The organism is Paraburkholderia sp. Ac-20336 (assembly GCF_017105025.1).
Taxonomy (GTDB): Bacteria; Pseudomonadota; Gammaproteobacteria; order Burkholderiales; family Burkholderiaceae; genus Paraburkholderia.
The window spans coordinates 169,445-188,555 of sequence record NZ_JAAGPS010000003.1; the positions used below are offsets into that span (position 1 = coordinate 169,445).

Annotated in this window: 14 protein-coding genes; 13 read left to right on the top strand and 1 reads right to left on the bottom strand. The window is 60.6% G+C overall.

The window, feature by feature from the left end; all coding sequences use genetic code 11:
• Positions 1–3 precede the first annotated feature (3 nt).
• The 13 genes from GXB81_RS03335 (at position 4) to GXB81_RS03395 (ending at position 17,305) form a co-directional block, all read left to right on the top strand.
• Positions 4–1,575 (top strand): DHA2 family efflux MFS transporter permease subunit, encoded by a 1,572-nt coding sequence (locus GXB81_RS03335; RefSeq protein WP_205988368.1) that lies wholly within the window; start codon positions 4–6, stop codon positions 1,573–1,575.
• A gap of 10 nt (positions 1,576–1,585) precedes the next feature.
• The gene (locus GXB81_RS03340) at positions 1,586–3,013 is read left to right on the top strand and encodes an efflux transporter outer membrane subunit (RefSeq protein WP_205988369.1); all 1,428 of its coding nucleotides are present in this window, start codon (positions 1,586–1,588) and stop codon (positions 3,011–3,013) included.
• Between the two features lie 348 nt (positions 3,014–3,361).
• Positions 3,362–6,220, top strand: a complete 2,859-nt coding sequence (locus GXB81_RS03345; protein ID WP_205988370.1) for a type VI secretion system Vgr family protein — start codon at positions 3,362–3,364, stop codon at positions 6,218–6,220.
• Positions 6,217–8,244 (top strand): phospholipase D-like domain-containing protein, encoded by a 2,028-nt coding sequence (locus GXB81_RS03350; RefSeq protein ID WP_167282023.1) that lies wholly within the window; start codon positions 6,217–6,219, stop codon positions 8,242–8,244. Before GXB81_RS03345 ends, GXB81_RS03350 begins: the two co-directional genes overlap by 4 nt.
• A 2-nt stretch (positions 8,245–8,246) precedes the next feature.
• Positions 8,247–9,557 (top strand): sel1 repeat family protein, encoded by a 1,311-nt coding sequence (locus tag GXB81_RS03355; protein WP_240159084.1) that lies wholly within the window; start codon positions 8,247–8,249, stop codon positions 9,555–9,557.
• Between the two features lie 25 nt (positions 9,558–9,582).
• Positions 9,583–9,870: a PAAR domain-containing protein gene (locus tag GXB81_RS03360; RefSeq protein WP_167282027.1), complete on the top strand. Its 288-nt coding sequence runs from the start codon at positions 9,583–9,585 to the stop codon at positions 9,868–9,870.
• A 406-nt stretch (positions 9,871–10,276) separates the two neighbouring features.
• Positions 10,277–11,212 carry a 2-dehydropantoate 2-reductase gene (gene panE, locus GXB81_RS03365; RefSeq protein ID WP_205988371.1) on the top strand — a complete coding sequence of 312 codons (936 nt, stop codon included), beginning with the start codon at positions 10,277–10,279 and terminating at the stop codon, positions 11,210–11,212.
• Positions 11,213–11,279: 67 nt separating this feature from the next.
• Positions 11,280–11,579 (top strand): hypothetical protein, encoded by a 300-nt coding sequence (locus tag GXB81_RS03370; protein WP_167044513.1) that lies wholly within the window; start codon positions 11,280–11,282, stop codon positions 11,577–11,579.
• 436 nt (positions 11,580–12,015) lie between these two features.
• Positions 12,016–12,468, top strand: coding sequence for an HU family DNA-binding protein (locus tag GXB81_RS03375; protein ID WP_167044883.1), 453 nt, complete (start codon positions 12,016–12,018; stop codon positions 12,466–12,468).
• A gap of 393 nt (positions 12,469–12,861) precedes the next feature.
• Positions 12,862–14,271, top strand: coding sequence for a circularly permuted type 2 ATP-grasp protein (locus GXB81_RS03380; protein ID WP_167282033.1), 1,410 nt, complete (start codon positions 12,862–12,864; stop codon positions 14,269–14,271).
• Between the two features lie 178 nt (positions 14,272–14,449).
• Entirely contained in the window at positions 14,450–15,400 is a 951-nt protein-coding gene (locus tag GXB81_RS03385; RefSeq protein WP_167282035.1) for an alpha-E domain-containing protein, read from the top strand.
• Between the two features lie 12 nt (positions 15,401–15,412).
• Complete coding sequence (locus GXB81_RS03390) at positions 15,413–16,213, top strand: transglutaminase family protein (protein ID WP_167044506.1); 801 nt, start codon at positions 15,413–15,415, stop codon at positions 16,211–16,213.
• A gap of 210 nt (positions 16,214–16,423) precedes the next feature.
• Positions 16,424–17,305, top strand: a complete 882-nt coding sequence (locus tag GXB81_RS03395) for a proteasome-type protease (protein ID WP_167282037.1) — start codon at positions 16,424–16,426, stop codon at positions 17,303–17,305.
• A 112-nt stretch (positions 17,306–17,417) separates the two neighbouring features.
• Here the strand turns inward: GXB81_RS03395 and GXB81_RS03400 are convergent, their stop codons facing one another.
• Positions 17,418–18,602 (bottom strand): porin, encoded by a 1,185-nt coding sequence (locus tag GXB81_RS03400; protein ID WP_167044500.1) that lies wholly within the window; start codon positions 18,600–18,602, stop codon positions 17,418–17,420.
• Positions 18,603–19,111 lie beyond the last annotated feature (509 nt).

Consider the following 19,111-nt stretch of genomic DNA (forward strand, 5'->3'; position numbering starts at 1 on the left):
ATCATGACTCACGTTCCCGACAATCCCGCCGATCAGCCGACCCGCACCAAGGTTTTCGCGTTCACGCTGATGTGCATCGGCTTCTTCATGGCGACACTCGATATCCAGATCGTCGCATCCTCGTTGCGCGACATCGGCGGTGGATTGTCCGCGAGTCAGGACGAATTGCCGTGGGTGCAGACTTCGTATCTGATCGCGGAGATCATCGTGATTCCGATGTCGGGCTGGCTCACACGTGTGTTCTCGACACGCTGGCTTTTCACGTTCTCCTCGTTCGGCTTCACGGTAACGAGCATGCTGTGCGGGCTCGCATGGGACATCCACTCGATGATCCTGTTTCGCGGTCTGCAAGGCGCACTCGGCGCCGCGATGATTCCGACTGTGTTTACCACGGCATTCGTGCTGTTTCCGGGCAAGCAGCGCCTGATTGCGTCCACGACGATCAGCGCGCTTGCCTCGCTCGCGCCGACCATCGGCCCCGTGATCGGCGGCTGGATCACGTCGCAATGGTCGTGGCACTGGCTGTTCTATCTGAATCTCGTGCCCGGTGTGATCGTTACGCTGATGGTGCCGAAGTATGTGCATATCGACAAAGCCGATCTGTCGCTGCTGAAGAAGGGGGATTACGTGGGCATTCTGCTGATGTCGGGTTTTCTCGGCTGCCTCGAATACGTGCTCGAAGAAGGCCCGCGCAAGAACTGGTTCGGCGACGACGTCATCGTATTGTGCGCGTGGGTCGCGGCAATCTGCGGCTTTCTGTTCGTCGTGCACGCCTTCACGGCGAAAGACCCGATTGTCGATCTGCGCGCGCTCGCGCTGCGCAATTTCGGCATCGGCAGTCTGCTGTCGTTCATTACCGGCATCGGGATTTTCTGCATGGTATTTCTGACGCCGGTCTTTCTCGGGCGCGTACGCGGTTTCGATTCGTTGCAGATCGGCCTTGCGCTGCTGTCGGTCGGCTGCTTTCAACTGCTCGCGCTGGTCGCCTATTCGATGCTCGCGCGCGTTGTCGATATGCGCATGCTGATGGTGTTCGGGCTCGTACTGTTCGGCATCGGCTGCTATCTGTATGTGCCGTTGACGAGTCAATGGGGCTGGCAGCAACTGCTGATTCCGCAGGCGTTGCGCGGCATCGGCCAGCAGTTCTGCATTCCGCCGATCGTCACGATGGCGCTCGGCGCATTGCCGCCGTCGCGGTTGCGTTCCGCGAGCGGGCTTTTCAATCTGATGCGTAATCTCGGCGGTGCAATCGGCATTGCGGTCAGCAGCACGATGCTGAATGACCGTTTGAATTTCCACTACGAACGGCTTGATGAGCATTTGACCGCGGGCCGTCCGGTGGTCGAGTCGATCCTGCAAAAACAGGCCGAATATCTGTCGGCCGTCGGCGGCGGCGTATTGAATGCAGCGAATGCGGGGCTCGGTGAATTGCACGCGGTACTGATGCGCGAAGCGCTCGTTCTTACTTTCTCCGACGCGTTTCTCGCCGTGTCGCTTTGCTTTGTGGTCGGCTTGCTGAGCGTGCTGTTTTCGCGCCCGTTCGGCAATACCGCGCCGCCGCCCGAAGCCCATTAAGGAGTCGAACATGAAGCGGATGATAATGACGTGGGCAGCGAGCGCGGCATGGCTCGCGCTTGCGGGATGCGCGGTGCAACCGGCCACGCATGCGGATTTGCCGCAGACGGTAGCGACGATCGCGCCGGCTGCGTGGAGCGTCGATGCGCCGCAGGACAGCGTGAGTGCCGATGCCTGGTGGACGCAGTTTGGCGATTCGGTCATGCATCAACTGGTCGAAACGGTGTTGACCGGCAACCTCGACGTGCAGGCTGCAATGGAACGCGTGAAGCAGGCGCAGGATCTCGTCACGCAGGATCGTGCGGCGCTCGTGCCGCAACTGAATGCGAACGCGGGCGCGTCGAGCACGCGCCAGAACACGCCGCCGCCGCTCGGCTATGTGCGGCAGGCCGGCTTCGGCGTGGCCGCGAGCTGGACGCCCGATGTGTTCGGCGGCGAACGTCTCGCGGTGCTGGCCTCGCAGGCGCAGGTGTCGGGACGCGAAGCCGCCTTGAACGAGTTGCGGCTCGCGCTTGCGGCGAATACGGCGGCGGCCTATATCGATCTGCGCTGGGCTCAGGCGCAATTGCAGATTCTCGGCGACAACGAAGCGATTCGCAGCCGTGCGCTGAAGCTCACGCAGGAGCGCTTGCATTACGGTCTGTCGACGCAACTCGACGTCGCGCGCGCGCAAAACCAGCTGGAGGATTTGCAGGCGCAGATTCCGCGTATGCAATCGGCGGTGCAGCATCAACTGAGTCTGATCGCCGTGTATTCGGGTCGTACGCCGGAAAGCGTCGACACGCTGCTGCTTGGCGACGCGCGCGAGATTCCGGTGCCCGCGCAAAGCGCGCCGCAGGTGTTGCCGTCCGAGGCGCTGCTGCATCGGCCTGACGTGCGCACCGCGTATGCGCTCGTCGAACAGCGCGCAGCGGAAGTGGGCGTGTCGAAGGCGCAGCGCTATCCGCAGTTCAGGATCAATCTCGCGGATGGGCTGCTTGCTTCGTCATACCTGGGATTGCCGACGCTAACCGACAATCTGTTTAGCGCCGCCCTCAATGCGACGAGCCCGATTTTCAACGCTGGCCGCATTACCGCGAACATCGACGCGAGCGAAAGCCGCATGCGCGAATCGCAACTCGGCTTGCAGCAGACGATGCTGCAGGCGTTGAAGGAAGTCGAGGATAACCGCAGCGATCTCGTGAGCGGCGCGGTACAAGTGCAGCGTCTCGGCGCTGCGCTCGATGCGTCGAATCACGCGCTGCGTTTGTCGACGGAGTTGTACAAGGGCGGTGCGTCGAGTTTTCTCGATGTTCTGGCCGCGCAGGAAGCGTATCTGCGCGACGCTGAATCGCTGAACCAGGCAAGGCGCGAGCATGCGCTTGCGGCGATTGCGTTGTATCGGTCGCTTGGGGGCGGTTGGGATGAGGGGGAGGCGGTGGCGGCGGTGGATCGGTGATGGGGTTTGATCGCGGGTAGATGGTGCGGCGCTTACTGCATTGCAGTCCCGGCTATATTCGTTCGTCGAAGGCCTGTTGTATCAGGAGATAGACGCGAGCTTACGTTGCGCGTATCGCAGGTTTCTACGCTGTTTCCATCCCAGTGTATGTGAATCACGACGTATGCAAAATGAATATACTGATGGGCATAGTGTTTTATCGGCAGTGGTCAGCATGAATCTGACCGGCAGCAGTCTGGGGCAATTGGCTGCCCAATTTTACAATTCCCGAAGATTATTCGATTGCATTCACATAATCGTCATACGTAAAATCGCGCGAGGTGAACGGATAATCAGATAAAGAGCGTCATGAATGCACAGGATTTAACCGGGGTGATAACAGGCGGCCTGTCGCAGCAGGACCGTCTTCTGAAACTGGATACGCCGGCAGGCAATGACGTACTGCTGCCACATCGGGTAACGGGGCGTTCGCGGATTGGCCGCGATTACCTGTTTATGCTCGACTGCGTTTCCACGTTGGCCGATGTTCAGCTCAAGACGCTGATTGCGCAGGGCATCACGCTGTGGATCCAGCAGACAGACGGTTCGTACCTCCCGCACCACGGCTACGTGCACATGGCGCGCCGACTGGGGAGCGAAGGCAGTCTTACCAGCTATCAACTGGCGTTTTCCTCATGGATGCACTTCCTGCGGTTTCGCCGCGATCAGAAGCACTGGCAGGACAAAAGCGTCGATGCGATCGTCTCAGACGTGTTCAACCAGCACCCGCAGGCGCACGGCATGTACCGCTTCGTGCTGTCGAAGCCGCTGCCCGAGCGCTCGTACTGCCGGCAGGACGACACTGACTGGAACTTCGTGCACCGGCTCCTGGAGTCGGAGGGGCTGTATGGCATATGGCAGCAGGCGGACGACGGCAAATCGCACACGCTGGTAATTACCGATAACCTCCAGACGCTTGCATCACTCTCGCCGGAGAGGGTTGGTTTCTATCGTGCGGGCGTAAACAGCGAGGCCGATGCGTTGATGCAGTGGTCGGGAACGCGGACGTTGCAGTCCGCACTGCTGTCGACGCGCACGTTCGACTACAAGAATCCGCCGACGCCGTTCAATCCGAAGGCCACGACAACTCCGACGATAGCCAACCAGGGCGCGCTGCCTGGGCAAGCCGAAGTCTATGAATACACGGGCGGCTACACCTACTCGAAACAGGAGCGCGGCGACCATCTGTCGAAAATCCGGATGGAGGAATGGGAGTCGCAGGCCAAGCGGTTCCACGGCGTTGGCGGCCTGCGCGCGATCGATGCGGGGCGGCGCTTCACGATCGCGGGCCATCCCTTGCACGACCAGGATGCTGGCGATCAACGCGAGTTTGCGGCCATTGAGGTCGAGTGGACCATCGAGAACAATCTCCCGATCTCCGGACACGAAGCGAATTATCCGCATAGTCTGAGTAACCAGCTGGCGCAGGCGCGAGCCGATGATACCGGCAAGCTGTTCAACGTCGCACACGCAGACGGCTCGACAGGGTTCTACCGGATTTATATCGAAGCACAGCGTACGAGCGTGCCGTACCGCAGCCCGTTCGAACACCGCAAGCCTGAAGCGAAGCTGGAATCGGCGATCGTTGCCGGTCCGCAGGGGCAGGAGGCGTATACCGACGGGCTTAATCGGATCAAGGTGTTGTTCGTGTGGGACCGGCTTAACGAGGGAGATGAGCGAGCATCCTGCTGGGTGCGCGTTGCGCAGTCCGATACAGGCAATGGTTATGGCGGCGTGCACATGCCGCGCGCGGGTGAGGAACTGCTGATCGGCCATATCGGCAACGACATCGACCGGCCGATCGCGCTGCACCGTGTGTACAACGGCGCGGCCAAACCGCAGTGGCACTCGAACGGATTGCTCTCGGGATTCCGCTCAAAGGAGTTCTCGGGCAACGGGTTCAACCAGATAGTGATGGACGACTCAACCGGCCAGAACCGTGTCCAGCTCTACAGTTCCAGCACCAACGCGCAGTTGCACCTCGGCTATCTGATCGATCATACCGGTAACACGCGCGGCAACTTTCTCGGCAGCGGGTTCGATCTGAGTTCGGAGGCATACGGCGCATTGCGTGCGGGCCGAGGTCTGTATGTATCGACACATTCGACGACGAGCCAGCCGCTCGATGCGCGCATGGCCGGCAATCAGCTCACCGGTTCGCAAGGGGTGCTCGAAGCAGCCTCGCGAGCGAGCGAAATGTCACGAGCGGAAAGCCTGAAGGACGGACACGATACGCTGAAGACCTTTACGGAGGCCACCCAGCATAGCGCGACGGGCTCGACAGGCGGTGGGGGCAGTACGGCAGGGGGCGGCACTGGTAATGCGAATGCGTTCTCACAGCCCGTCATGCTGTTCGCCGCCCCTGCAGGCATTGCGCTGTCGACGCAGAAGTCGGCACATGTTGCAACGGATCAGCACATCAATCTGGTGAGCGGCCAGAGCATGCATATTGCGACGGGCAAATCGCTCGTCGCAAGCATCACCAACAAACTGAGCCTATTCGTGCAGAACGCGGGGATAAAGCTGTTCGCGGCGAAGGGGAAGGTCGAGGTGCAGGCACATGCAGACAATGTCGAGCTGACCGCGCAGAAGTCGCTGTTGCTGGCCTCGGTGACGGAGAGGGTTCAGGCCGCTGCGCAGCAGGAAATTCTGCTGACGTCCGGGGGCGCATATATTCGCCTCAAGGACGGCAACATCGAGATTCACGCGCCGGGGACGATCGACTTCAAGGGGGCAAACTTCCCGTTCAGCGGGCCGACGCGCATGGATGTGACGAACCCGGCGTTCAAGGATATGCCGACGCGGCAGCTGACGTTGAATACCTTCGCTTCGCCATCTGCGACAAATGTCGCTCCCGCAGGCATGCCGTACAAGCTGTTTGCAGATGGCGCATTGGTCAAGCAGGGCGTGTTCGACAATACAGGCCAGTTACCGATCGATCACCATGTAACGACGCAGAAGTACACGCTAGAACTGGCGAGTGGTGTCAAGCATGAGATACCGGTGCCGGGCGAGTATCGGGATGCTGTCAATGGGGCACTTGCGAATCAGGGATTCCAGTTTCACGCGAATGGCAGTGCGCCGGATGTGACCTCACCCGGCGATCGCGCCCAGCATCGACAACGTTACAGCGACTTGCTCAATCCGCCATCGGGAGAAGATGCATGACCGGCGCGCCGATCACAACACCGCTTGCACAGAACCGGACATCAACCGCAGATGTATGTTCACCCTGGTTCGTGGACTTTACTGACGAGAACCGGCCCGTCGAGTTTCACCCGCTACCGTGCTCCTACAAGCCGCTAGTAAACGGTGAGGAGGCATTCGGTGCCGTTTACGATGCTATTAACGCAGCGAGATTCAGTGTCGATATCATCTGCTGGGGCTTTCAGCCTTCGATGTATTTCAGGCGTGGTGACCGCGGTGCATCGATGAATATCGGTGATCTGCTTATCACGAAGGGGCTGCAAGGCGTGCGGGTCCGAATTCTGTGCTGGGCGGATTCCCTCGGCATTGCGCAGATGTCCGAGAATTCGACTCCAGGTTTGACCTGGTGGAGGCACCTTTTCACGCAGAACGAGAACAATACGGAGCGGGAATACGATCGGGAGTGGTATCGACATGCGACCGCTCCGGGTGTTGGGCCTCAATGGGAAAACGTCAGAAACCGGCAGGCCGCGGAATTGCGGGCACGGCACACGGCAGGATTGCCGCCTCCTGAGCCAAGCCAGCTGGTAGCATTGCAGGGGCTCCCTGGCATCGAGATGCAGACGCGGGATTTCTCCTTGAAAGATCGATGGGAGATCATGTGGCGGGAATCTCGGTTCCGCGATGACAAAAGCCTCAACGAGGAAGCGGTCACGGTCGGCTTCGGTGGCGAACCGTCACATCACCAGAAAATGGTAATGGTGGACTACGAAGCACCGGAACACGCCGTGGGCTTCGTGATGGGGCACAACACGCTCGACGCTTATTGGGACGATGACAGGCATTCATTTGCCCGGATGCATCCGCGCTTCGGGCGCAATGGCGCGACGCCGAGACAGGACATGTCCGCGTGCGTTACTGGCCCGATTCTCGAACATCTGAATGTGAACTTCTGCCGTGCGTGGCAGCACACTACGAAGGTCGACTTGACCACACCGCGCAAGGCGCTGGCGACGCGACTTGCCGTGCGCCATGAGAGGGGGACACCTCTCATGGCGCAAATTCTACGCACGCAGTCGCAAAAAGCTGAGAATCGCCGGGACATCCGGTCGATGTATAAGCAGGTGACGAACAACGTATCCCGCTTCATATACATCGAGAACCAGTATTTCCGTTGGCCACCGCTGGTCGATCACATCAAGGCTGCCGTCAATAAACAACTGGCTTGGGGGCGTGACACCGGCAAGGATGGAACGGTTTATTTGTTTGTCGTGACCAACTCCAGCGATGACGCGCTGGAGAACGGGCAGGTTTCGACTTATCGCATGATGGAGTCACTTGGACATGCGGATACGATGCCAAATGTGACGAGGGCGGAGCGCGGCGACGCACTGCAAAACCAGCGAAGCACTCTCCAGTCCAAAATTGACGGTATCGACGATAGCGAGCAGACGGTGAGAGTATATGGCACCGGAACAAGCGCACAGAACGCGCCGTTTTTTGCCCAGAGCGAGGCACGTAAGAAAGACCTGCAGAAGAAACTGGATGCCGTGAACAGCAAGATTACCGACAATAACAAAGGGCAGATCATTCCCAGTGATATTCCGGGGTTGAAAACGTTGATCTGCACTCTGGTCGCACCGGACTCCCAGGCGGGAAACTGGATGAATACTTATGTACATAGCAAGATCATGATTATCGACGATGTGTTCCTCACGCATGGCTCGGCAAACGTCAACACACGCAGTATGGAAGTCGACAGTGAATTGAACATTTGCCATGAGCATGGCGATGTAACGAAGACGCTCCGGAAGCGGTTGTGGGCTATTCACACAAGGAACGGCGCTGCCAGTTCTCAAGGCGGGCTGCCGGACTCGGCCGCAAACAATGCTCAGGCTGTCGGTGACAATATTGAGGAGGCGTTCAAGGCGTGGAGTGGGATCGTCACAAGCAACAAAAAACGGATGGACAGCAAGAAACAGGCGCCTTTGGCATCTTTGATCAAGTTTCGAACCGATACGACAAAACGGAGCACGTTGGATTGATCATGCGTAGATCACTCATTGCCTTGTCTATTGTATGTCTGCTATCTGCCTGTTCGAAGAACGAGAATCACATGACCCAGTTGCCTGACGTTAGCGCAGTACGCCTCAAACTTGCCTTTACGTGTACGCACGAAGCCGATCATCTGCCGCTGCTCGATCCCGAATCGGAGAAACTTTTCCAGTACGGGCGATATCTTGAGAAGAAGGATGGGCCGAAGGATTTCAACGATGTGGCGCGCTACTACCGAATTGCAGCCGCGTATGGACACTACAAAGCGAACCACAATCTGCAAATCCTGATTTCGTCAGGATCGGCGTCGTCGCCCGACCCTGAAAAGGAAAGCGTCGATCTGGCTGAGCAGCTTGTCAAGGCAGGCGTGCCAAGTGGCTACTACGACATCGCGCACTATCTGCTAAATGGCTATGGTCTCCAACGAGACGAAGACGCAGCAAGACGCTACATGCGTAAAGCTGCAGACTTGGGAAATCCAGATGCCCAATATTACGTCGCGAATTTACTTAATCCCGCTGACATGGCGCCGGATATCGCACTTCAAATGTTTCGATGTGCATCAGATCAAGGATATGCTGCTGCAGGTAACGATCTCGGTGTGGCATTTCAGCTCGATCGAAAATTTGCCGAAGCAGCTAAGGCTTTCCAAAGTAGTGCGAAGGCGGGTAGTAGTCAGTCGGCGTTTCTGCTTCAGTATGCCTTTGATGCGAAGTCCGGAAAGAATGAACTCTATGCTATCGGCGTTGAGCCTGACGCAGAACGTACTCGCCGCTATGGCTTGATCGGCAAATTCCTCGACAGCAACGATGGTCGTAATCCTAAGGTGCCGGACATCGACAGGATCGTTCCGTTGCCGCCCGCGAAGCTCCCGCCGTGGGACGGTACTTTCCAGTGGCAAAAGGAACAGGACGCAGCAGTACCGCCACAGAAGCCATCCGGCGAACTTATTGACCAACTGGCAAAAGCAAAGCATCTCGATCCGGCAACGGGCCTGCCGCTATCAGGTTTATCGGAAAAGACATCACAGGCAGACGAATCTTCGAACTTCGCAATGACCCGTACGCCTATCGGTACTCTCGCTAGCACGGGCGATATCTGCCCCGAAGATGGTGTGTGGCATGCAAAACTCGAAACAGGTCAGGCGGGAGATGCGCAGCGGCGTTTCCTGAAGGGCGATACGCTACCGTCGCTTGTCGTACGCGAACCGCGCGCGCTTGCGTTCCTCGACCGCATGATGGGTGCGCGTCAGCAAGTCGCAAAAGTAGCATGGGAACTGGTCGCATACATCGATCAGGCGTGATGTTCCAATAACAGGCAAGCAGATTGTGAAGCGATATCTAATCCTGGACGGTGATTACACGACGGCATCCGGAACGGTTCATGCGTCCCCGACTTCCTTGTCATTCGGTAGTCGGCGTGTCGCACACGAAGGCGATGACATTGCCTGTCCCGCCTGCAATTCAACGGGCAGGATCAAATGCGATGGTCCTCGTCTCACGATGCCGGGTCCGGCTGGACGCCGCACAGCACTGAGCGATGATCTATGCATCTGTAAATGCGATCCGCCACCGAAGCTCGTTGCCTCTCAGCAGGCAATGTCTGTCGACGTGTGACCCGGTACGGGTGAATTATTCATACGGTGTGTTTTCGCTGGCGTACATCCCGCTCAGGGTTGTGATCATAAAAGGCAGTGCGCCGGATGTTTGTGCGCCGTCTCAAACATGAAGCATGCCGTGCGAGCAAGAATGCCGCCTAAGCAAACATCCTCGCCCCGCCCATGAATCAACCCGCCCACCCATAAAATCATCGAAGCGACGCCGACGCTGCATCGCAGCACAAACACCCATGCCCGCGCGGCGAGAAGCGATTCACAATCTTTGCTACATTCCTGCACACGCGCCGTCCGTGCGGCATCGCAGTGTGCGCCAAAGCCGCGGCACATGAGCGGCACCTAAGCACCACGAGCGATGTAATCCGCGCGATCGGGCAGCATGAGCGAAATCTTTCAAGAGGCTAAAGATGCGAATTCTGGTAGTTGGGGCAGGCGCGGTCGGTGGATACTTTGGCGGCCGTCTCGCGGCGGCGGGGCAGGACGTGACTTTTCTCGTGCGCGCGGGCCGTGCCGACAAGCTGCGCAGCGAAGGGCTCGTCATCAGGAGTTCGCGCGGCGACCTCGTGCTGCGCGACGTGCAGACGATTCTCGCCGGCGTCGCGGCCGAACCGTTCGATCTCGTGCTGCTTAGTTGCAAAGCCTATAGCCTCGATGACGCAATCGACTCGTTCGCCCCGCTCGTCGGCGAATCGACGGTGATCCTGCCGATGCTCAACGGCATGCGCCATATTGACGTGCTGACCGCCAGATTCGGCAAGGAACGCGTGCTCGGCGGCCAATGCGTGATTGCCGCGACGCTCGACGCCGCGCAGCACATCGTGCATCTGAACGACATGCAGGCGGTCACGTTCGGCGAAGTGCCGGGCGGCACGTCCGAGCGTGTGCAGGCGATTGCCGACGCGATGAGCAGCGCGAGCTTCGACGTCTCGGTCAGCGACAACATCCTGCTGCGCATGTGGGAAAAGTGGGTGTTCCTGGCCACGCTCGCGGGCAGCACCTGCTTGATGCGCGGTTCCGTCGGCGATATTCTGGCTGCGCCCGACGGCAAGCGGCTGATCGAGAACCTGCTCGGCGAATGCCGCGCGGTGGCCGAGCACAACGGCTTCACGATGGCCGCGGACTTCGACGCGCGCGCGACGCAAACGCTGTTGACGCCCTCGCCGCTGACCGCGTCGATGCTGCGCGACGTCGAAAACCACTCGCACACCGAGGCGGATCACATTCTCGGCGACCTGATCTCGCGCGGCGGCGACGCGCAGAAGGGCGAGCACGGTTTGTCGCTGCTGCGTATCGCCTATAGTCATCTGAAGACGTACGAGACGCGCCAGGCCCGCACTTCCTGACGGGACCCGCGCGGCACGCAAGTGCGGCGCGGCCACGCCGTCGCAACCAGACGTTCGGAGGTGAAGCATGCCGACTCCCACCGGATCGGTGCCCGCGCTCAGTGCCGCTTCAGCAACCGTGTTCTCGATCGGTATCGTCTTTCTCGGCTACTGGGGCATGTATGAGCCGATCCCCTGGCGCGCGGCCGACGTCGTGGTCGTCGTGTTCGCGCTGCTCGGCTTCGCGTGTCTCGGCCTCGTTCCGTGGATGGCGACGAGTCCCGTCGAGCCCGAAACCAGCGACGCGCGCGTGCGGATCGCGCGGCATCTGTTTCTCGCGGGCGTGAGCGCGATCTGGCTCGCGGTCGCGGTTTCCGTGATCTTCTGAAGCGAACCTCGCCGCCGCGCATAGCGGCGCGGCGCTCGTGGTGCTGGCGACGCGGGTCCGCATTGCGCCGCAAGCCCGGTGAAAACCTCGCCAAAGCATCGGGAAAACACCGCTGCTCTTAACAAAAAATGACGAAAGTGCCCTGATTCAAGGGGTGAAAAGTCCGCGACGGCTTCCGGCAACCCGTCAAAACCGCGCTCGAAACGAACTGTAACGAGCGTTACGTATGCGTCCCGACGACTCCGCCGAACGCGTTTTAGCCGCTAAAACAGGCACTAAAACGCGTCGCGCAGTCAGCGCCGCGCAACAAACCTTCATCGCAATACATAAAAGTGTCGCGCAAATCGCTTGAGCGCTTGTAGAATCCGGCGTTGAAGCGTGCACATACCGTGTGCGCTTCGTGCAATTCAAATTGACCACAACAGGTAGGAGAAACATGCCGACTTCCGCAAAAAAGGTGGCCAAGAAGGCTGCTGCCCCGGTACCGACCAAGAAGGTTGCTGCAAAGAAAGCCCCTGCGAAGAAAGCCGTCGCAGCCAAGAAGGTCGCCGTGAAGGCGTCTGGCGCACCGTCGCCGATCAAGGACACCTTCACGAAGGCCTCGTTGGCAGCGCACGTTGCTGAACGCGCAGCCGTTGAACCGAAGACCGCCAAGGCCGTGCTGGCCGCGCTCGAAGACACGATCCTCGGCTCGGTGCACAAGAAGGGCGCTGGCGAATTCACGCTGTCGGGTCTGTTGAAGATCGTCGTACAGGCTGTGCCGGCGAAGAAGAAGCGCTTCGGCAAAGACCCGTTCACGGGCGAAGAGCGCTGGTTTCCGGCCAAGCCGGCTAGCGTGCGCATCAAGGCACGCGCGCTGAAGAAGCTGAAGGACGCAGCGGCAGCCTGAAGCTTAAGTGCTGCGGGCGCTTTCCGGCGTCGAGGTTTAAGCAGTCAGGCCCGACGTTCGAGCGCGCTTCGAGTACTTGCAGGCAGGTAGTCCGAATCCCCGTGGATGCGAATCCACGGGGATTTTTTATGCGCACGCTACGTAGTGAACACGCAAGACACTATCGTGCGCGCCATAGTGCGCACCCTGATAGCGTGCTCGCACTGTGGTGGCGCATCATGATCCACGGCAGTACGATAGCAGCGACGCGATGCCATCGCGATGCGCCGTTAGCGTGCATGCAGGCATGCTTCGGCGCGGTAAATCCAATGGCATAACGCTTGCTTGATCGAGTATCGAGTACCGAATGCGCAGCGCATTCGCCTTCTATCCGACAACAAGAGTGGGGCTGAGATGCGATGCTATGACGAGATGCGCCATCAGGACGATGGCGTACGGCCGCATTACGCGCGCTTCGAGCGCTGGCTGGCGCGGCAGGGCGACGAGGCGATCGCGCGCAAGCGTGCCGAAGCCGACCTGCTGTTCCGGCGCGTCGGCATCACCTTCGCGGTGAACGGCGATCTGTCCGGTACGGAGCGGCTGATTCCGTTCGATCTGATCCCGCGCATCATTCCGCGCGGCGAATGGCAGACGCTCGAAGCCGGCTTGCGTCAGCGCGTGCAGGCGCTCAACCTGTTCATCCACGACGTCTATCACGATCGCAACATCGTGCGCGCGGGCATCGTGCCGGCCGAGCAGGTCTATACCAATGCGCAGTATCGTCCGGAGATGCAGGGCGTCGACGTGCCGCTCGGTGTTTACGCGCATATCGCCGGCGTCGATGTGGTGCGTGCCGGCGACGAAGGCGAGTTCTACGTGCTCGAAGACAATCTGCGGGTGCCGTCGGGCGTTTCCTATATGCTCGAAAACCGCAAGATGATGATGCGGCTGTTTCCCGAGCTGTTCGTGCAGAACCGCATCGCGCCGGTCGCGCACTATCCCGATCTGCTGCTCGACACGTTGCGCTCGGTGGCGCCCGAAGGTGTCGACGAGCCGGTCGTCGTCGTGCTCACGCCGGGCATGTACAACTCCGCCTATTTCGAACATACGTTTCTCGCGCAGCAGATGGGCGTCGAACTCGTCGAGGGCAAGGATCTCTTCGTCGACGACAACTACGTGTTCATGCGCACGACGCAGGGGCCGAAGCGCGTCGACGTGATCTACCGGCGCGTCGACGACGACTTTCTCGATCCGCTCGCGTTTCGCCCCGATTCGGTGCTCGGCGTGCCAGGTCTCCTGAACGCGTATCGCGCGGGCCGCGTCGCGCTCGCGAACGCGATGGGCACCGGCATCGCCGACGACAAATCGATCTACCCCTACGTGCCCGAGATGATCGGGTTCTACCTCGGCGAGAAGCCGATCCTCAACAACGTGCCGACGTTCCAGTGCCGCAAGCCCGACGATCTGGCCTACACGCTCGCGCATCTGCCCGAACTCGTGGTGAAGGAAGTGCACGGCGCGGGCGGCTACGGGATGCTGGTCGGCCCCGCCTCGACGCATGCCGAAGTCGAGGCGTTCCGCGAGCGTCTGATCGCGCGGCCGGCCGGCTATATCGCACAGCCCACGCTTGCGCTGTCCGCCTGTCCGACCTTCGTCGAAGCGGGCATCGCGCCGCGCCATATCGACCTGCGGCCCTTCGTGCTGTCCGGCAAGACCACCACGATGGTGGCGGGCGGTCTCACGCGCGTCGCGTTGCAGGAGGGCTCGCTCGTCGTCAATTCTTCGCAGGGAGGCGGGACCAAAGATACGTGGATGGTCGACTGACGCGGCTGCCGTCGTGCCCGTTTATGCCTTGTATCAAGGCCTGAAACGGCGCCGCGCATGCAGCCCGACGCACCGGTAGCGGTACGCAGCGCGCCGCCGGCGCTTACGGATAACCAGCGCGGACCTTCGCTGCTGACGAAGGCCCCGCGTAATCAGCTCTCAGATATGGAACGCCGTCATGCTTAGCCGAACCGCCGATCACCTTTTCTGGATGGCCCGCTATATGGAGCGCGCGGAGAACACCGCCCGCATGCTCGATATCAACCTGAAGGCGCAGCTTTTGCCGCAAACGCCCGAACAGGAGGCCCGCGCGCAGCGTTCGGTGCTGCGCATCTCCGAACTCGAAAGCGTCTTCGCGCAACGCCACGAGGAAGCGACGCGCGAGCACGTGCTCGACTTCATGATTGCCGATGCGGGCAATCTGTCGAGTATTCATTCGTGCCTGCAGGCCGCGCGCGAAAACGCGCGAGCCGTGCGCGGCACGCTCACGACCGAATGGTGGGAGACCATCAACGATACGTGGCTCGAATTCAGCGAGCGGCTTTCGAGCGGCCAGGCCGCGAGCAATCCGGGCGCGCTGTTCGAATGGGTCAAGTTCCGCTCGCATCTGTCGCGCGGCGTGACGATTGGCACCGCGCTGCAGGACGACGCGTTCTTCTTCACGCAGCTCGGCACGTATCTGGAGCGTGCCGACAACACCGCGCGGATTCTCGACGTGCGTTTTGCCAACGTCGAGCCGAATTCGCGCGACGCCGCGCGCCAGCTCGAAGACTTCTATTACTGGACTTCGATCCTCAGTTCGGTATCGGCGCTCGAAATCTATCGCAAGGTGTATCGCGACGTCGTGACGCCCGCGCGCGTGGTCGAACTGATGATCCTGAACCAGCAGATGCCGCGCTCGCTGCTCGCTTCGCTCGACGGCGTCTGTTCGAATCTCGCGATGCTGCGCACCTCGGGCTCGAACCTGTGCGAACGTTTTGCCGGCAAGCTGCGTGCCGAGTTGCTGTATGCCGACATCCGGCAGATTTTCGAAACCGGCCTGCACGCCTATCTGACGCAGTTCCTCGCGCGCGTATTCGAGCTCGGCAATCTGGTGGCACGTACCTATCTGATGCTGCCGGTCGCCTGACGGAGTTTTCCCATGTACCTGACGATCCGCCACGACACGTCCTATCGCTACGAAGCGACGGTTCATTATTCGATCCAGCAGTTGCGCCTCACGCCCGCGAGCGGCGCCTCGCAGACCGTGCGGCGCTGGAGCATCGACGCGCCCGGCAAGCTCGACGCCGCGCTCGACGCGTACGGCAACGTGCTGCATACGCTGGTCATCAACAAGCCGCACAGCGAGATTCATTTGCGCGTGACGGGCGAGGTGGAAACGGTGCCGCTCGCCGACGGCGTGCTGCGCGATCCGCCCGGCCCGATTCCGCTCGAACATTTCACCTGCGCGACGCGCCTGACCGAAGCCGATGCGGCGATCCGCGAACTCGCGGCGACGGTGCCGGGTCTCGCGAGTCCGGCGGGGCTGATCGCGCTGTCCGGGCAGATCGTCGAGCGCGTGAAATACCGCGCCGGCATTACCGAGGTCAGCAGCACGGCCGCCGAAGCGCTGGCGCTCGGCAACGGCGTATGCCAGGACCACGCGCATCTGATGCTCGCATGCTGCCGCGCGCGCGGCGTGCCGGCGCGTTACGTGAGCGGCTATATCGAGCCCGGCGACGTGCCGCATTCGGCGAGTCATGCATGGGTCGACGTGTGGCTCGACGGCACGGGCTGGGTTTCCATCGACGTCACGCATGCCGCGTTTGCGAGCGAGCGCTACTGCCGGCTCGCGGTCGCGCGCGATTACGAAGCGGCGGCCCCGGTGCGCGGCCGGCGTATCGGCGGACTCGAAGAGAAGCTCGATGTGTCGGTGACGGTCAGCGCGCAGATGGCGCAGTGATTGCAATCTCGTGGAGTTTCGGTGACGAACCGGCGTATCGCTGCACGCGTGAAGACGGGGTTCGCGTGCACGCCGGTTGTTCGTTCATCGTGCCTGCACGTCGCTGACAGTTTTTCGTCAGCGAGATGCAAAAAGGCTGTCAACACCGATAAGAGGTACATCGGCGCCGCATTACAATAGCGCCGTTCAGTTGCCTCTTGCGGATTCCTCATGACCTATTGCGTAGCGATGGCCGTCAACGACGGCCTCGTGTTTCTGTCGGACACGCGCACCAATGCGGGTGTCGATCACATCAGCACCGCCCGCAAGATGTCGGTGTTCGAGCAACCCGGCGAACGTCTGCTCGTGCTGCTCGGCGCCGGCAATCTGTCGCTCACGCAGGCGGTGCTGCACGAACTGTCCGAGCCCGCCGATGCCGGCGATGCCGCGCAACCCACGCTCTGGAACGCGCCGACGATGGCCGATGCGGCGCGCGTGGTCGGCCATGCGGTGCGCCGCGTGCATCAGCGCGAGGCCGACGCGTTGCAGAAGTTCGGCGTCGACTTCAATTGCAGCTTCATTCTCGGCGGGCAGATCGCGGGTAGCCGCATGCGTCTTTTCATGATCTACGCGGCCGGCAATTTCATCGAAGCATCGGCTGTGAATCCGTATTTCCAGATCGGCGAGGCGAAGTACGGCAAGCCGATCATCGACCGTGTGCTGACGCCGTCCACGCCGCTCGGCGAAGCCGCGAAGTCCGCGCTGATCTCGATGGACTCGACGCTGCGCTCGAACCTGTCGGTCGGTCTGCCGCTCGATCTGCTCGTCTACGAAAAGGACGCGCTGCGCGTGACGCGCTTCGTGTCGATCGACCGCGACAACGCGTACTTCGACATGATTCACCGCACGTGGGGCGAGCGGCTGCGTCAGGTGTTCGCCGAGATTCCCGACCCGGACTGGCAGGACTCGCTCGGCGCGCCGGCGGCGCAATCGGAGCAGGCGCTCGTGCGGTATCGCGCGCCCGTCGGCGCGGACGGCATCGGGCACGAAAGCGAGGCGACGCCCGCGCAGACGCTCGCGCAGGCCGAGCGAGGCAAGTCGCAGCGGCGCTAGGTCCGCCTGATCTCGGGACGAAAAAAAGCCAGCCATCGGCATCGCCTTTGGCTGGCTTTCGTTTTCGGGTACGCGGCTCGCGCGCCGCGTACCGAATCCGTTAGAAGTCCAATCAGAACTTGTGACGGATACCGACGCTGACCATGACCTGGTTGTCGGTGCTCGACTGGTTGCCGTACGAGCCGATCGACGCCGTTGCCGCCACGAGGCCGCCGGTGGCCGGATCGCGCTGGTCGCCGCTCGCATGTTGCCATGCGGCGACCGTGTACAGGTCGGTGCGCTTCGACAGCGCGTAGCTGCCGCCGAGCGAAACCTGGTTGTACGTCGCGGTTGCGTCGCCGGTGCCGCGCGTGTACGCGTAGCCGATACCGAGCAGCGCTGCCGGCGTGACCTGGTAGCCGAGGTAAGCGCGGCCGACGTTGAACTTCTGCGTCGTCTGGAAGCCCGAGTTCGCGTCCGGCTTGTATTGCGCGTTGCTGTAGCTCAGGTTGGCCGTGAACGGACCCGTCACGTACTGCACGGCTGCCGAAGCGATGCCGATTGCCTTCGAGAACGCGTAGGCGCTGTTGATGCCGGCGTTATCCGGGAAAGCGGAGTCGAACGTGCCGCCTGCCGTGCCTGCCCAGCCGCCTGCCGCGGTACGCGAAGCGAGCGAGTTGGCGTTGCTGGCATGCAGGTAGCCGGCCGCGACGCTGAACGGACCCGTTGCATAGGTTGCCGCGCCCGACCACGTCTGGCCCGAACCCGTCGAACCCGCGACGCCGCCCAGTGCGTACATGCCTTCGATCTGGAAGCCGCTCCATACCGGCGAGACGTACTTGACCGAATTGTTCACGCGGAAGCTGTTGTCGTTGTTGTCGACGTCACCCGGCGTCGCGAACGTACTGCCGAAGTAGCCGTCGCCCGTGAGCGGCTGGATCATGTCGACCAGCGGATCGTACTGACGGCCGGCCGTCAGCGTGCCCCAGTTGTCGCCCGACAGACCGACGAAAGACTGGCGATTGAAAATCGTGCCGCTCGACGACAGTGCGCCGGTGTTCACATCAAAGCCGTTTTCCAACTGGAAGATTGCCTTCAGGCCGCCGCCGAGGTCTTCCGAGCCTTTCAGGCCAAAACGGCTACCTTGCAGATTGCCCTGGAACAGCTTGACCACGCTGCCGCCGTGCGGCGTTGCGTTGTTCACGTATTGGACCGATTCATCGATCAGGCCATAAAGAGTCACGCTGCTTTGAGCGTGAGCCATTCCGGTGACGCCGAGCAGCGTCAGCGAGAGAGTCGACAGTGCGATTCGTTTCATCCAAATTCTCCACGCAGATGATTGTTCGTTGTTGCGGAAAGCAGAATAGCTCACGGGTCCAATCGGTAAGAACAGGAAAAAAAAGAATGTCGTAAAAAGCTGACAAACGACCTAAATCCTTGTATTTAAAGCCTGTCAACGATTATTTCTATTTGCGAAATATTTATTGGATAAATAAGCATTATTGTTGATTTGTCGATAGTGACAATGTGAATAAATCCATATATTGAACTGAATTGCAGGTGAAATGTAATCTAGTCGTCTACACGTCCAGTCGATTTTGTAGCGAAAGCGTAAAAACGGCCGTGAGGGCGGCGACCCGATGATCTGGACAGAAATGGCCGGTTGTGCGCAGGCGCAACCTTTCGCGAAGCGAGGGGTGCAACCTCGGGCGAGTGATGCGCGTTTCGCGATGCGGGGCCGGGGGACGATTTCGCGTGTGCGGGTGGAGGCGGAGCAGAATGACCGGTTCGGTGCGGGCCGGCGCGTTCCAGGCGATGACGCTTCAG